Genomic DNA, 14,233 nt, shown 5'->3' with positions numbered 1-14,233 from the left:
CATGCGGGGTTAAACCGCCCCCCTGCCCCCCTATCCGCTTGTCCCGACGGCCGGGGCCGCTGACCTCGTCAGCGGCCCCGGAGCCGTCTCCGGCTGCTGCCCCCCCGCGACACACCATACCGTCCCTTGCCCGGCCCTGCCCCCGCTTGCCTGCCGGACGGAAATGCCCTACCTCACCCGCAGGCTTGGCGCGCCCGCCGCGCCGCAGGCCGCCTTCATCCCATCCGCCCAGCCCTTCCGGAGGACATCTTGACCGCTCTCGTCACCGCCGCCATCGCCGGGGGGGGCCTTGCAGGCTGCGAATGCGCCCGCAGGCTCGCCCGCGCCGGGGTTGCCGTCACCCTGTACGAAATGAAGCCCCAGGCCTATTCCCCGGCCCACACCAGCCCGGATCTTGCCGAACTGGTGTGTTCCAACTCGTTGCGCTCGGACGACATCGCATCCGGCGTGGGGCTGCTGAAGCAGGAGATGCGCGAACTGGACAGCCTGGTCATGCAGGTGGCCGAGGCCACCCGCGTGCCTGCGGGCAAGGCCCTTGCGGTGGACCGCGAGCTGTTTGCCCGGCGCATGACCGAGGCCATGGAGGCGGAACCGAACATCACCGTGGTGCGCCGCGAAATTTCCTCCATCCACGCGCCGGAACTGACCGCCGCCGACGTGGCCGTGGTGGCCGCCGGACCGCTGGCCAGCGAGCCGCTGGCCGCATCGCTGGCCGAGGTTGTCGGTTCGCGCCACCTGTATTTTTACGACGCCATCGCGCCCATCATCGCCGCAGAATCCATCGATACTTCCATCGCCTTTCAGGGGTCGCGCTACGACGAGGGCGAAGGCGACTACCTGAACTGCCCCATGAACCGCGAGGAATACGAGGCCTTTCACGCCGCCCTGCTGGCCGCCGAAAAGGCCCCCACCCACGAGTTCGAGAAGGAAGTCCACTTCGAGGGCTGCATGCCCATCGAGGCCCTGGCCGAACGCGGCGAGCGCACCCTGGTCTTCGGGCCGTTCAAGCCCGTGGGCTTCACCGACCCGCGCACCGGCCAGCGCCCCTACGCCATCGTGCAACTGCGCGCCGAAAACCTGAACCGCACCGCCTACAACCTGGTGGGCTGCCAGACCAAGCTCAAGTACGGCGAACAGGAACGCGTGTTCCGCATGATCCCCGGCCTTGCCAATGCCGAATTCGTCCGCCACGGCTCCATGCACCGCAACACCTACGTCAACGCCCCCCTCGTGCTGACCGACGACCTGGCCCTGCGCCCCCACCGCCACGTGCATCTGGCCGGGCAGATCACCGGCGTGGAAGGCTACGTGGAATCCGCCGCCTGCGGCCTGTGGCTGGGCATGCTGCTGGCCGCCCGCGCCCTGGGCCGCGACCTGCCCGCCCCGCCCGTGGACACCGCCCTCGGCGCGCTGCTCCACCATCTGCGCACCCCCGCCAAGAACTTCCAGCCCTCCAACGTCAACTTCGGCCTGATGCCCGAACTGACCCAACGCGCCAAGAAACGCGACCGCAAGGCCCTGTACGCCGAACGCGCCCGCGCCAGCTTTGCCGCATGGATGGAAGGTGTGCCCCCACTGGATAAAATCTGAAGAGAATCGGGGAAGGGGGAGCTTTAAAAAGCTCCCCCTTCCCCGAACCCCATCCCCCGCAAACTTTTTATTTGGGGGGATGAATCTGCCTTGCTTGTGTTGCTGTTTATCCCAAAGCGCGGCCAAGCACGCCAACAACATACTTTTTTAACTTGCCCCTATTGAAAAGTTTTGGATGGAGGGGGTGGGGTTCGGGGCGGGGGAGGAAAACCTTTTATACTGCCCCCCATTAACAAGGTGGCTCTGTTAAGGTAGTTTTCTTCCATCCTTGGAGGAAGCATGAAACGCCGAGTCTGGGACAGCAAAAGCAAGGCCCGCATTGTGCTTGAGGGATTGCAGGGTCGCTCTGTGGCAAGCATTTGCAGTGAGTATCAAATCACTCAGGGTATGTATTACCGCTGGCGCGACACGTTGTTGGCCAATGCCGCCCTGGCTTTTGAGGTGGGCGCCACTAACCGACGAGAAGAACGCCTTGCGACAGAGAACCAAAAACTCAAGCAAGCCGTTGGCGAACTGACGCTGGAGTTAAAAAAAAACGACTGGTAAGCGGCAAGCGCCGATCCGGCCAGGCCCAGCTTCAGCGCGATGCCGAACTCTTGCCGTTGATCGAGTCCCTGAAAATGGAACATCCCTTTTGGGGCTATCGCCGCGTATGGGCCACCCTTCGGTATAAAAACGGCCTGATCATCAACGTCAAACGAGTGGCACGCCTGATGCGTCTGCATGGCCTTGGGGTGAAGCGCGCAGCCTTGCGGGCAAAGCGCACCCCTTCCGGAAGCAAGCCGCGCCCCGTCCGCCCGTGTCAGTGGTGGGGCATCGACATGACCAAGGTCATGACGGAAGGCGGCTGGGTGTATATCGTGCTGGTGGTGGACTGGTTTTCCAAGAAGATCGTGGGCCACCATGCCGACTACCGGAGCCGGAGCCATGAGTGGCTGCGAGCTCTGGATACGGCTATCCAGACGCACTTTCCCGGAGGCGTCCGGGGGCACGGCCTGAGCCTGATGAGCGACAACGGCTGCCAACCGACAGGAACGGCTTTTATGCGCGACTGCGCGACTCTCGGCATCACGCAGGCGTTTACCAGCTACAACAATCCCAAAGGGAACGCGGATACCGAGCGGACAATGCGTACGATCAAGGAAGAGCTCTTCTGGCTGCACGAATGGCGTAGCCTGGAACACCTCGACCGCGCCCTCTCTGACTGGATAGAAAACTTCAACACCACATACCTGCATTCGGCGCTTGGCTGGAAGACTCCGCAAGGCGTCCATCAGCAGGCAAACAAAACCTGGCGGAATTCTCCCTTAAAGGCCGCTTGATTTAAGGGGGGCATTACACTTTTTCAAAAGGTTTCCTCCCCCGCCCCGATTCTCTTCTCTTCCTGTCTCAAAAACCTCTTGCTTCCACATCCGCCAGCAGGGCGGCATGGTCGTGCTGGCGCAGGGTATCGAAATCGGGTCGGGTGTAGCGGTACTGAAGCTTGTACATGTTGGCCCAGGCATTGGAGAACTGGGCGGGGTCGGTCCAGGCGGCGCGGCCGGTGCGCTTCATGTGGCGCACGGCCAGATGCCCCTGATAGACAGGCAGGTCGCGACGCAGGCTGCGGCGCAGGTCGTGTTCCAGATCGTCGTACTGGCTGGGGGCGTAGCGCAGGTCGAAGGGACCCACGGCGTCGAACACGGCCCGGCGGAACAGGTGGCAGCAGCCGGTCACGGACACGCACGGGCGCTGGTAGGAAAACTGGCCGAAGTCCAGTTCCTGCAAATGCAGGTCGGAAACGGAGAACCGGCGGCGGTAGCCGGGGGCGTTTTCCGGCGCGGCGGCCATGTCGCCGCCGGGGTCCAGATGCAGGTCCACGGACTGGAGCAGCATGGGGACCGAATAATCCACCACGCGGCAGCCGTAGACATTGGCGGCGGGGTGGGCGGTCATGGCGGCACCAAACAGACGCAGCCAGTCAGACGGCACGGTGGCGTCGTCGTCCAGAAAGGCCACCCAGTCGCAGGCGCGCACTTCCGGCAGGGTCAACAGCCAGTTGCGGGCGGGGGGCGCGCCGATGTTCAGCGGCAGGGTGACGGTGTGCAGCCGCTCGCCCAAACGAGCGGGAACGCGTTCCGCCCAGCGGGCCAGCACGGCGGGGGTGGCGTCGGTGCAGCCGTTGTCCAGCACCACCACGCGGGCATCGCCAAGGTCGGACGCAGCCACGGAGGCCAAGGCTTCGTCGATGCACTCGGCCTTGTTCCAGGTGTAGAACAGCACCGCGCCGCGCCCGGCGGGCAGGTCGCCCGGCAGGTCGCGCCCTTTCGCCACGTCGTCGCAGCGCAGCAGAAGATTGATCTGCCAGGGGCGGATGGCGGCAGCAGTGCGCCACAGGGCCACAGCGCCGTCACGGTCACCCGCGCGGTACAGGGATTCGGCGTGCCGGACCTTCCACGTGGGCAGCGGCAGCCCCTTGCACGCAGTGGCGTATAGGGCGGCGGCCCCGGCCATATCCCCACGCGCGAAGGCCACGTCGCCCCGCAGGGCGGCGACAATGGGAGCGGGGATATTTCCCCCGTCCCGCAATCCGGAGGGCAGCCCGGACAGCCACGCGTCCAGCCACTGGTGGCGGGCCTCGGTCATGCCCACAACCATGCCCTGCCGCAGCCAGAAGGTGTTGCCCGGTCGAGCGCGGCGCTGGCGGTCCAGCAACCGGCACGAGGCATCGGCGTCGCGCTGCTGGAGCAACTGGACCAGTTGGCGCACTTCGGCATCCGGCGGGGACACGTCCAGAGTGGTCAGCAATTCCGCCACCCGGAACACGGGCGTGGGCAGGAAGGGCCGGGCCTTGTGCAGCGCCACCAGTTGCCCCGCCGTGCGCCCGTCCAGCGGGTCGGCCTCCCACGCGGCGCACAGGGCGTCGCCCCCCAGCAAGAACAGGTCGGCGGGTCCGTATGCGGCGCCTTCCGGCGTGTTCATGGCCGCAAGGGCCGATTCGGCAATGCCGACAAGGTGCAACTGCCCCACCCCGCCCTTGAGCAGGGCGGCGGCGAGGTCGCGGGGCAAATCGCGCCAGCGGGGGCGGGCAAGGGCGGGAGAGGTCACGGGGGCTCCGGCGGGTTCAATTGACATTCCGGGCGTTACCGCCCACAGTGCCGCATCGGTCGATCCGCGTGCCGCAACAGGCACACGTTTTGGCGCGTTGTATCCCGCCAACCCGCATCCCGGCAACACGCATGGCGCATCCGCACGGCATTCCCGCACCCCATCCGGCCCAGGCCGCAGCGCTGCTGGCAACCCTCATGGACCGCGTGCCCCTGTGGGAGTGCGGGGCCATGGGCGCGGACAACCAGTTCCGGCTGGCGCGCGGGGCCATCGAAAACGCGGGGGGCGACCCCGGCGTGGTGGCCGCCGGAGTGGGCATGGCCTTGTGGGGCTGGCGCGACAACCCGCTGGACACCCGCCTTGCCGCACTGCTGCGCGCCATCATGGAAGACGCCCCGCAGGCGTTCGCCCCGGCCCTGCGCGAACTGGTGACCGGTGTGCATGACCGGGTGCGCGTGCCCGACGACTTCGGCGCGCTGGATGCGACCCTGAATCAGCACGGTGGCCCGGCAGCCGCCCCGGCGCAGGCCATGCTGGACGTGGTGCTGCCCCGGCTGGCCGACCCGGCGCACGGCCTGTTCTGGCTGGCGCGCGGCGTGGAATGGTGCGTGCGCCACGAAAATTCCGTTGTCCCGACCACGGACGGAACCGCCCAGCTTACCTCTCCGGCGCTTCCGGTTGCGGACGACGCCACGCTGGAAACCCTGCTGCGTGCTGCCCTGTCCACGCCGCTGCCCCTGCCGGAAACCGTGGCCCGCAGGCTGCGCGCCGAATGGGCCGTGCGTCGGCTGGACGCCGCCGAGGCCCTGCGGCGGCTGGAGCAACTGGCGGAACAGGACGCCGCCCCCGAAGGCGCATCCCCCTTTGCCCCGTGGTACGCGTTGCGCCGCGCCGAACTGCTGATTCAGCTGGATTCGTCGAACAGGCAGGGCCACGCGGCGGACGCCGCCGCCTTGCTGCTGCCCCTGTGGCGCGAGACCCCGTACCATCCCAACCTCACGCTGGCGCTGCACGATCTGCTGTACCCACTGCCCGCCCCCCCGGCGGACGCAGCCCCGCCCGCCATCCTGCTGTATACCTGGAACAAGCGTGACCTTGCGGCGCAGACCCTGCGCTCGTTGCGCACGGCGGGCTTCCGCGGTGCGCCCGTATTCGCGCTGGACAACGGTTCGCAGGACGGCACGGAAGACATGTTCCGCACCATGGCGGCGGACTGGGGTTCGCCGTTCAGCGTGGTGCGCCTGCCGGTGAACGTGGGTGCCCCCGCCGCCCGCAATTGGCTGCTGTCCTTGCCGGAAGTGCGCCAGCGCGACCACGCCGTGTTTCTGGACGACGACGTGCTGCTGAACCCCGGCTGGCTGGACGGCCTGCTGGCCGTAGCCCACACCCGGCCCGGCTGGGGCGCCATCGGCTGCGCGGTCACCGACCACACGCCCCCGCACGCGCTGCAGTGCGCCGACTTTTTCACTCTGCCGCCGGATATGGGCACCCGCAGCTTCGCCGACCTTGACGAGCACTGGCACATTCACGGCAATGCGGCGGGCAGCGCGGACACCCTGCTCACCGCCTATACCCGGCCCTGCCTGTCCGTTTCCGGCTGTTGCCACATGGTCTCCATGGCGTCGGTGCAGCAGGTGGGCGCGTTCGACGTGCGCTTCACCCCCAGCCAGTTCGACGACCTGGAGCGCGACATCCGCTGCACGCTGGCCGGGTTGCCGGTGTGGTACGCGGGCACGGTGCGGGTGCGCCACATGCAGCATTCCAGCCTGCGTCAGGCCACCAGCCGGGCACGCAGCGCGCACATCTTCGGCAACCGCATCAAGCTGGAGCATCTGCACCCGGCAAACAAGGCCAGACAGGCGCGCGAGGCATCCGCCGCGTTGGCCCGGCAGGACCTGCTGCGCAAGACCGCCGCACTGGCTGCGCACGACGCGCCCTGACTACCTGACCGCCTGATTGTCTGATCGGCTGACCATCTGGTCGCCCGGCCACCTGACCGCCTGACGGGGCGCACCTCGCCCCTTTCCCTCACCCGCATCGCGCCCGCACGCGCACGAGCCATACCCCATGACCGCCAAAGCTCCCCTCGTCTCCGTCGTCATTCCCGCCTGGAACCTCTGGGACCTCACGCGCGGCTGCCTGGAAAGCCTGCACGCGCATACCCCCGGCGGCGTGCTGGAGGTCATCGTGGTGGACAACGGCTCCACCGACGCCACCGCCAGCGATCTTGAACCGCTGGGGCGCGCCCTGTTCGGCGATCGTTTCCGGGCCATCCGTCTGCCGGAAAACAAGGGATTTGCCGTGGCCAGCAACCTTGGCGCGGCGCAGGCCCGCGCGGGCAGGCTGCTGTTTTTGAACAACGACACCCTGGTCACGCCCGGCTGGCTGCCGCCCCTGCTGCGCGCGCTGGACGACGACGTCCGGCTGGGGGCCGTGGGGCCACTGCTGCTGTATCCGGATACGGACAGGGTGCAGCACTGCGGCATCGCCTTCACGCCGTCGCTGTCCACGGAGCACCTGTACGCCAACTTTCCGGCCACGCACCCGGCGGTTGCCGCGCGGCGTCCGTTGCAGGCCATCACGGGCGCGGCCCTGCTCATGGCGCGTACGCTGTTCGCGGACTGCGGCGGCTTTCATGAAGGCTACCTGAACGGCAGCGAGGACCTGGAGCTGTGCTGGCGCATCCGCGAGCGGGGGCTGAAGCTGGCCTGCGTGGCGGAAAGCCGGGTGTATCATCTGGAAAGCCGCACCCCTGGCCGCCGCGACCATGACGCGGCCAACGCCGCCCGGCTCAACCGGCGCTGCTCCGGCTGTTTCGGGCCGGACCTGCACAAGCTGGCCCGGCGCGACGGCTTCGAACTGGCCCTGACCCCGTGGCTGGAAACCTACCTGACCCTGCCGCCCGTGCGCGATGCGGAATTGCTGGCGGCCCATGCCGACTTCGAGCCTGGCAGGTGCTGGCAGGCCTTGCAGGCCGACCCGCTGTGGCAGCCCGGCTACGAACTGCTTGCCGCGTTTCTGGAGGGGCACGACAGGTATCTGGAAGCTTCCGGCGTGCGGCTGCTGCACTGCTACTTCTTTCCCAGCCTGCCGGGGTACCGCCGCCTTGCCCTTGTGGCGGCGCAGGCGGGCAACCCGGACCTGGCCGAACAGGCGGCCCGCAAGATCGAACACGTCACCGGCCTGCTGGAAGACCCGGAACCGCTGGTGCGCAAGGCGCGTGGGCTGGCCCGCTGGGCACGGCGCGCGGGCGAGCGAGAGGTGGGCGCGCTGTACGAAGACTGGCTGACCGACCTTGGCCTGCCGCTGGAAGGCGACGGGCCCGATGCCCCCGATGCCGCAGACGCATGATGCCCGGTGGCGCAGGCGGATGGCCCGAACGGATGGCGCGGCCGGATGACGCGGTCGGATGACGCAAGCGGTCTGGCAGGCGCAGGCGACTGACGCGCCAGACGGGCCAGGCGGGCCAGGCGGGCCAGGCGGGCCAGGCGGGCCAGGCGGGCGAGAATCCCTGCGACGGCTCGTGCCGCGCCCCCAAACGCGAGGGCGGCGTACCCGGAAGATTCCGGATACGCCGCCCTCGCGCTTTTTCGGGCAATGTTCCCGCCCGCTATTTCTCCGCCCAGTCTGCGATGCGGGCCTCCAGTTCCTCTTCGGGCCAGGAGGGCCGGTCGTACATGCCCGCCAGCACGCGCTGGCGCGAGGCTTCGGCCAGCAGCACCGCCGCCGCCACCGACACGTTGAAGCTCTGGATCATGCCGTACATGGGGATGTACACTTCGCCGTCCACAAGCTCCACCAGTTCCGGGGCCACGCCGGAATGCTCGTTGCCCATGATGATGGCGGTGGGCTGGGTCATGTCGTAATCGCCCAGCGGTTTGGCCGCCGGGGTGCAACTGGTGGCCAGCACGCGGTGCCCGCCTTCCTTCAGGGTGCGCATCAGGCTTTGCGCGTCGGAGTGGCGCACCGTGTCCACCCACTTGCGGGCCGATGCCGACGACTTGCGGCCCAGCACGGGAAAGGCGGTATCGGTGTAGTACAGGTGCACCTGGGCCACGCCGAAGGCGTCGCAACTGCGGTAGATGGCCGAGACGTTGTGCGGGTCGTGAATATTGGCCAGCACAAGGGTCAGGTCCTTCTGCCGCCAGCCGAGAACGCGGCGAATGCGTTCCATGCGCCGGGGGGTTATCTGTGGTGCCATGCGTATGCCGGTGGGTTTTCTGGAGGTTGCCGGGGGCGCCGAAGCGCGGGGCACCTGTGTATCCTCCTTCGTCCAAAAAGTCACCTTCCAGCTTGACCAATCAAACCGTGTTGCTCCATAACTGAAGCGAAGCGCTGCTCGCATCGGCGGTGCCGCCGCCACACCGGTCCGCACAGGCGGGCCGTGTTCTTTCTCGGTTGCCCGACTGCAACGGCCACGCGAAAGGCGGCTGTTGATAAGATGGCACTCTCCCGCTACTACAGGCGCTGGTGCGGGACCGCAGTTGGCCGTGCCACGTGGCCAACTGCACCACGGAACGCACCACGGAACGCACCATGGACCGCATCATGGACCGCCTGAATGCGCCCATCGCCATGAAAAGAGACATGCCAGCCTGACGAATCATACCGGCCCGCGACACCCCTGTCGCCGTGCCCCGGCCGGACGACGCCATACACAGAGACGCCAAGGAGGCTCCCCAGTGAAGACCCAGATCCAGAAGACGGCCATGGCCATCGTGACCGCCGTAGCCACCATGCTTCCGGGCATGGCGTTCGCCGCCGGCGCAGGTGCGCCGCATCTCGACGGCGCGCTGCTCGGTGGCCTGTGGGCGGTGCCGTTTGCCTGCATGCTGCTGTCCATCGCCGTTTTTCCCCTGGTGGCGCCGCACTTCTGGCACCATCACTTCGGCAAGGTTTCCGCGTTCTGGGGGCTGGCCTTCCTTGTACCCTTCGCCCTCAAGTTCGGCGCCTCGCTGGCCCTGTACGAAGTGCTGCACACCCTGCTGCTGGAATACATTCCCTTCATCATCCTGCTGTTCGCCCTGTTCACCGTGGCGGGCGGCGTGCGCCTGACCGGTTCGCTGGTGGGCACCCCCATGGTCAACACGCTGCTGCTGGCCATCGGCACGGTGCTGGCAAGCTGGATGGGCACCACCGGCGCGGCCATGCTGCTGATCCGCCCGCTGCTGCGCGCCAACGCCCACCGCAAGTTCAAGGTGCATTCGGTGGTGTTCTTCATCTTTCTGGTGGCCAACATCGGCGGTTCGCTGACCCCGCTGGGCGACCCGCCGCTGTTCCTCGGCTTCCTCAAGGGCGTTTCGTTCTTCTGGACCACCATCCACATGCTGCCGCCCATGCTGCTGGTTTCCGTGCTGCTGCTGGCCGTGTTCTTCGCGCTGGACACCGTGCTGTTCGGCAAGGAAGGCCGCCCCGTCCCGCCGCAGCAGGATGGCGGTGAAAAGCTGGGCCTGGAAGGCAGCGTGAACCTGCTGCTGCTGGGCGGCGTGGTTGCCGCGGTGCTCTTGAGCGGCTTCTGGAAGCCGGGCGTGGAATTCAACGTGTACCACGTGCCGGTGGAACTGCAGAACATCGTGCGCGACATCATCCTGCTGATCATAGCCGGGCTGTCGCTGAAGCTGACCGACCCCGAATCGCGCATCAAGAACGATTTCAGCTGGGGCCCCATCGCCGAAGTGGCCAAGCTGTTCGCGGGCATCTTCGTCAGCATGATTCCGGCCATCGCCATCCTGAAGGCTGGCGAAAGCGGCGCGTTGCGCTCGGTGATCCAGATGGTGTCGCACGACGGCCAGCCGGTGAACGTCATGTACTTCTGGCTGACCGGCCTGTTGTCCAGCTTCCTGGACAACGCGCCCACCTACCTGGTGTTCTTCAACACCGCAGGCGGCGACGCCATGCACCTGATGCACGACATGACCCAGACGCTGCTGGCCATTTCCGCCGGTGCCGTGTTCATGGGCGCCAACACCTACATCGGCAACGCGCCCAATTTCATGGTGCGCTCCATCGCCGAAGAACAGGGCGTGAAGATGCCCAGCTTCTTCGGCTACATGGCCTGGTCGTTCGGCATCCTGGTGCCCACGTTCATCCTGGTGACGCTGGTCTTCTTCATGTAGCGCCGCGCACCGCATTATCGCACAACGCCGCCCCCGCATGCCCCGTGCATGCGGGGGCGGTTTCCGTTGCGGCGCCCAGAGGGGGTGAATGGGATGAGCCGCCCCGTGCGCCCCCCCGGCACGCCTTGCAGATTCGTGGCACGTTGACGCTCCGTGTGGCATCTGCTACCCCTTTCGGCACGCCCGTGACGCCGGATTTTCCGCGCGCCGCGACGGGCGCGCAGACAGCGCGAGGCATGCATGCACATTTCGGAAGGGGTGCTTTCCCCGGTGGTGCTCGGCGCGGGTGCGGCGCTGGCCGCCCTTGGCGTCACCACGGGTCTCAAACGGCTGGACTACGATCGCCTGATGACCGTGGCCATCCTGTCCTCCGCCTTTTTCGTGGCCTCGCTGATCCACGTGCCCATCGGCCCTTCCAGCGCCCATCTCGTGCTCAACGGGCTTTTGGGCGTCATGCTGGGCTGGGCCGCCTTTCCCGCCATCTTCGTGGCCCTGGCGTTGCAGGCGCTGCTGTTCCAGTTCGGGGGGCTGACCGTGCTGGGGGTGAACACCTTCAACATGGCCCTGCCGCCGGTGCTGTGCTTCTACGTCTTCCGGCCCATGCTGACCGGCCCCTCCCGCCTGCGCGGGGGCGCGGCCTTTGCCTGCGGCTTTCTGTCCGTAGGCGCATCCGCCCTGCTCACCGCCGTGTCGCTGGGGCTGTCCGGCGAGGCGTTCATCCCCGCCGCGCGGGCGCTGATGCTGGCGCACATTCCGATCATGATCGCGGAAGGCGTGGTGACGGCGCTGGTGGTGTCGTTCATCGCCCGGGTGCGGCCCGAAATGCTGGCCTTCACCTCCACGGCACACGGCTAGCGGGGCTTCGTGCTGGACGAACCCTTCAGCCGGGGCGCCTCGCGCCTGCATCTGGCCGACCCGCGTTGCAAGCTGGTGGCCGCGCTGTCCGTTGCCGTGTGCGTCGCCCTGTTGCGCTCGCCCGGCCCGGCGGCACTGGCCCTGCTGCTGGGCGCCATGCTGTGCGCCTGGGCGCGCCTGCCCCTGCCCCGCCTGCTGCGGCGGCTGGCCGCCGTGAACGTGTTCGTGGCCTTCCTGTGGCTGTTCCTGCCCTTTTCGCTGCCCGGCGCGCCGCTGCTGCGCATCGGCCCCTTTCCCGGCCTGCCGGACTGGCTGAGCCTGACCGCCACCGACGCGGGCGTGGCCCAGGCCGTGCTGGTCACCCTGAAATCCAACGCCATCGTGCTGGCCTTCATCGCCCTGGCGGGCACCTCGGACATCACCGCCGTGGGCCATGCCGTGGCCGGGTTGGGCCTGCCGGACAAACTGGCCCTGCTGCTGCTGTTCACCTGGCGGCAGCTGCACGTGGTGGCTCAGGAATACCACCGCCTGCGCACCGCGGCCAAGGTGCGCGGCTTCATCCCCGGCACCAACCTGCACACCTACCGGACCTATGCCAACCTGGCGGGCATGGTGCTGGTGCGCAGCTTCGACCGGGCCGAACGTGTGGCCCAGGCCATGCGACTGCGCGGCTTTGCCGGGCGCTTCCACATGCTGGCCGAGCCCGCCGGGCATCCCGGTGACCGACTGCTGGCCGCCACCATCATCCTGTGCGCGGTCGCCCTGCTGGCCGCCGACATCCTTCAGCCCCTCACCGCACTGCCATGAGCACCGCCGCCACCCCGCCCGATAACGGACTGCCCGACAACGGACAGTCCAGCCCTCATGCGCCCAGCCACGAACATGACCACGATCATGAACAGGCGCACGGAGGGGAGCACGATCACGCCCACCCGCACGACCATCCACATCCCCATCCCGACACCGATGCCGCGCCGCCGCTGGCTGCCGTGGAGGACATCTGCTTCACCTATCCCGGCAGCGCGGAACCGGTGTTGCGCGACGCTTCGCTGGCATTGCGCCCCGGACGGCGCATCGGGCTTCTGGGGCACAACGGCAGCGGCAAGTCCACCCTGCTGCACCTGCTCATGGGGTTGCTGCGGCCCCAGACGGGCCGGGTGTTGCATCGTGGCGTGCCCCTGACGCGCGAGGCAGACTTCGCCCCGCTGCGCCGCGAGGTGGGGTTCCTGTTCCAGAACTCCGACGACCAGCTGTTCTGCCCCACCGTGCTCGAAGACGTGGCCTTCGGCCCGCTGAACCACGGCGCGTCACCCGCAGAGGCCCGCGATGTGGCCGAGTCCACCCTTGAACGCCTGGGCTTTGCCGGGTTCGGCAGCCGGGTCACCCACCGCCTGTCCGGGGGCGAAAAGAAGATGATCGCCCTGGCCGCCGTGCTGGCCATGCAGCCGCAGGCCCTGCTGCTGGACGAACCCACCAACGACCTCGACCCGCGCACCCGCGACCGGCTCATCGCCACTCTGGCCGCGCACAGCCCCACCCACCTGATCATCTCGCACGACTGGGACTTTCTGGCCCAGACCTGCGACAGCTTTCTCAGCGTGCGGGACGGCATCGTCCGCATCGCCACCCATACCCCGCATACCCACGTGCACACCCACACCGGGGGCGACGTGCACCACCATCACGGGTAATATGGTGTTTTGAAAACAATCAGGGGGAAGGGAGGAAAATTTGAAAATTTTCCTCCTATACTGCCCCCCATTAACAAGGTGGCCCTGTTAAGGTAGTTTTCTTCCATCCTTGGAGGAAGCATGAAACGCCGAGTCTGGGACAGCAAAAGCAAGGCCCGCATTGTGCTTGAGGGATTGCAGGGTCGCTCTGTGGCAAGCATTTGCAGTGAGTATCAAATCACTCAGGGTATGTATTACCGCTGGCGCGACACGTTGTTGGCCAATGCCGCCCTGGCTTTTGAGGTGGGCGCCACTAACCGACGAGAAGAACGCCTTGCGACAGAGAACCAAAAACTCAAGCAAGCCGTTGGCGAACTGACGCTGGAGTTAAAAAAAAACGACTGGTAAGCGGCAAGCGCCGATCCGGCCAGGCCCAGCTTCAGCGCGATGCCGAACTCTTGCCGTTGATCGAGTCCCTGAAAATGGAACATCCCTTTTGGGGCTATCGCCGCGTATGGGCCACCCTTCGGTATAAAAACGGCCTGATCATCAACGTCAAACGAGTGGCACGCCTGATGCGTCTGCATGGCCTTGGGGTGAAGCGCGCAGCCTTGCGGGCAAAGCGCACCCCTTCCGGAAGCAAGCCGCGCCCCGTCCGCCCGTGTCAGTGGTGGGGCATCGACATGACCAAGGTCATGACGGAAGGCGGCTGGGTGTATATCGTGCTGGTGGTGGACTGGTTTTCCAAGAAGATCGTGGGCCACCATGCCGACTACCGGAGCCGGAGCCATGAGTGGCTGCAAGCTCTGGATACGGCTATCCAGACGCACTTTCCCGGAGGCGTCCGGGGGCACGGCCTGAGCCTGATGAGCGACAACGGCTGCCAACCGACAGGAACGGCTTTTATGCGCGACT

General features: G+C 67.0%; 13 protein-coding genes. 11 read left to right on the top strand and 2 right to left on the bottom strand.

Features of this window, described 5'->3' with window-relative positions; translation table 11 throughout:
• Nucleotides 1-249 precede the first annotated feature (249 nt).
• The 3 genes from trmFO to DESTE_RS16730 all read left to right on the top strand — a co-directional run bounded on the left by trmFO (nt 250) and on the right by DESTE_RS16730 (nt 2,912).
• On the top strand, nt 250-1,590 hold the full coding sequence (gene trmFO, locus DESTE_RS16740) for a methylenetetrahydrofolate--tRNA-(uracil(54)-C(5))-methyltransferase (FADH(2)-oxidizing) TrmFO (RefSeq protein ID WP_035069086.1): 1,341 nt from the start codon (nt 250-252) through the stop codon (nt 1,588-1,590).
• Between the two features lie 279 nt (nt 1,591-1,869).
• Nucleotides 1,870-2,136: a transposase gene (locus DESTE_RS16735; RefSeq protein ID WP_035065287.1), complete on the top strand. Its 267-nt coding sequence runs from the start codon at nt 1,870-1,872 to the stop codon at nt 2,134-2,136.
• Nucleotides 2,130-2,912, top strand: a complete 783-nt coding sequence (locus DESTE_RS16730; RefSeq protein ID WP_051384306.1) for an IS3 family transposase — start codon at nt 2,130-2,132, stop codon at nt 2,910-2,912. The genes DESTE_RS16735 and DESTE_RS16730 overlap by 7 nt, the downstream gene beginning before the upstream one ends.
• Before the next feature lie 67 nt (nt 2,913-2,979).
• Here the strand turns inward: DESTE_RS16730 and DESTE_RS16725 are convergent, their stop codons facing one another.
• On the bottom strand, nt 2,980-4,677 hold the full coding sequence (locus tag DESTE_RS16725) for a glycosyltransferase family 2 protein (protein WP_035069084.1): 1,698 nt from the start codon (nt 4,675-4,677) through the stop codon (nt 2,980-2,982).
• Between the two features lie 131 nt (nt 4,678-4,808).
• Here DESTE_RS16725 and DESTE_RS16720 point away from each other — a divergent pair, with 131 nt between their 5' ends.
• Both DESTE_RS16720 and DESTE_RS16715 read left to right on the top strand, forming a co-directional pair.
• Nucleotides 4,809-6,617 carry a glycosyltransferase family 2 protein gene (locus tag DESTE_RS16720; protein WP_035069082.1) on the top strand — a complete coding sequence of 603 codons (1,809 nt, stop codon included), beginning with the start codon at nt 4,809-4,811 and terminating at the stop codon, nt 6,615-6,617.
• 127 nt (nt 6,618-6,744) lie between these two features.
• Complete coding sequence (locus DESTE_RS16715; RefSeq protein ID WP_035069080.1) at nt 6,745-8,028, top strand: glycosyltransferase family 2 protein; 1,284 nt, start codon at nt 6,745-6,747, stop codon at nt 8,026-8,028.
• A 259-nt stretch (nt 8,029-8,287) separates the two neighbouring features.
• Here the strand turns inward: DESTE_RS16715 and DESTE_RS16710 are convergent, their stop codons facing one another.
• Nucleotides 8,288-8,878 (bottom strand): TrmH family RNA methyltransferase, encoded by a 591-nt coding sequence (locus DESTE_RS16710; protein ID WP_035069078.1) that lies wholly within the window; start codon nt 8,876-8,878, stop codon nt 8,288-8,290.
• 508 nt (nt 8,879-9,386) lie between these two features.
• Between DESTE_RS16710 and DESTE_RS16705 the strand changes: the two genes are divergently transcribed.
• The 6 genes from DESTE_RS16705 to DESTE_RS16680 all read left to right on the top strand — a co-directional run.
• Nucleotides 9,387-10,793, top strand: coding sequence for a sodium:proton antiporter (locus tag DESTE_RS16705; RefSeq protein ID WP_035070798.1), 1,407 nt, complete (start codon nt 9,387-9,389; stop codon nt 10,791-10,793).
• Between the two features lie 240 nt (nt 10,794-11,033).
• Nucleotides 11,034-11,648 carry a cobalt transporter CbiM gene (gene cbiM / locus DESTE_RS16700; RefSeq protein WP_035069076.1) on the top strand — a complete coding sequence of 205 codons (615 nt, stop codon included), beginning with the start codon at nt 11,034-11,036 and terminating at the stop codon, nt 11,646-11,648.
• Nucleotides 11,649-11,657: 9 nt separating this feature from the next.
• Complete coding sequence (gene cbiQ / locus DESTE_RS16695) at nt 11,658-12,455, top strand: cobalt ECF transporter T component CbiQ (protein ID WP_035069074.1); 798 nt, start codon at nt 11,658-11,660, stop codon at nt 12,453-12,455.
• On the top strand, nt 12,452-13,339 hold the full coding sequence (locus DESTE_RS16690; RefSeq protein WP_245590891.1) for an energy-coupling factor ABC transporter ATP-binding protein: 888 nt from the start codon (nt 12,452-12,454) through the stop codon (nt 13,337-13,339). Before cbiQ ends, DESTE_RS16690 begins: the two co-directional genes overlap by 4 nt.
• Before the next feature lie 120 nt (nt 13,340-13,459).
• Nucleotides 13,460-13,726: a transposase gene (locus DESTE_RS16685; RefSeq protein ID WP_035065287.1), complete on the top strand. Its 267-nt coding sequence runs from the start codon at nt 13,460-13,462 to the stop codon at nt 13,724-13,726.
• A 74-nt stretch (nt 13,727-13,800) separates the two neighbouring features.
• Nucleotides 13,801-14,233, top strand: a 433-nt coding sequence (locus DESTE_RS16680; protein ID WP_156925464.1) for a DDE-type integrase/transposase/recombinase, incomplete at its 3' end; no start/stop codon positions are given.

Source organism: Nitratidesulfovibrio termitidis HI1, from assembly GCF_000504305.1.
Lineage (GTDB): Bacteria > Desulfobacterota > Desulfovibrionia > Desulfovibrionales > Desulfovibrionaceae > Cupidesulfovibrio > Cupidesulfovibrio termitidis.
The sequence above is the reverse complement of the archived record's forward strand: the minus strand, read 5'-3'. Positions and strand labels throughout refer to the sequence as shown.

Excerpts from the sequence above, each read along its gene's own strand:
- DESTE_RS16735 (WP_035065287.1), top strand. The coding sequence starts at position 1,870 with ATGAAACGCCGAGTCTGGGACAGCAAAAGCAAGGCCCGCATTGTGCTT.
- DESTE_RS16720 (WP_035069082.1), top strand. The coding sequence starts at position 4,809 with ATGGCGCATCCGCACGGCATTCCCGCACCCCATCCGGCCCAGGCCGCA.
- DESTE_RS16715 (WP_035069080.1), top strand. The coding sequence starts at position 6,745 with ATGACCGCCAAAGCTCCCCTCGTCTCCGTCGTCATTCCCGCCTGGAAC.
- DESTE_RS16710 (WP_035069078.1), bottom strand. The coding sequence starts at position 8,878 with ATGGCACCACAGATAACCCCCCGGCGCATGGAACGCATTCGCCGCGTT.
- DESTE_RS16705 (WP_035070798.1), top strand. The coding sequence starts at position 9,387 with ATGGCCATCGTGACCGCCGTAGCCACCATGCTTCCGGGCATGGCGTTC.
- cbiM (WP_035069076.1), top strand. The coding sequence starts at position 11,034 with ATGCACATTTCGGAAGGGGTGCTTTCCCCGGTGGTGCTCGGCGCGGGT.
- DESTE_RS16690 (WP_245590891.1), top strand. The coding sequence starts at position 12,452 with ATGAGCACCGCCGCCACCCCGCCCGATAACGGACTGCCCGACAACGGA.
- DESTE_RS16685 (WP_035065287.1), top strand. The coding sequence starts at position 13,460 with ATGAAACGCCGAGTCTGGGACAGCAAAAGCAAGGCCCGCATTGTGCTT.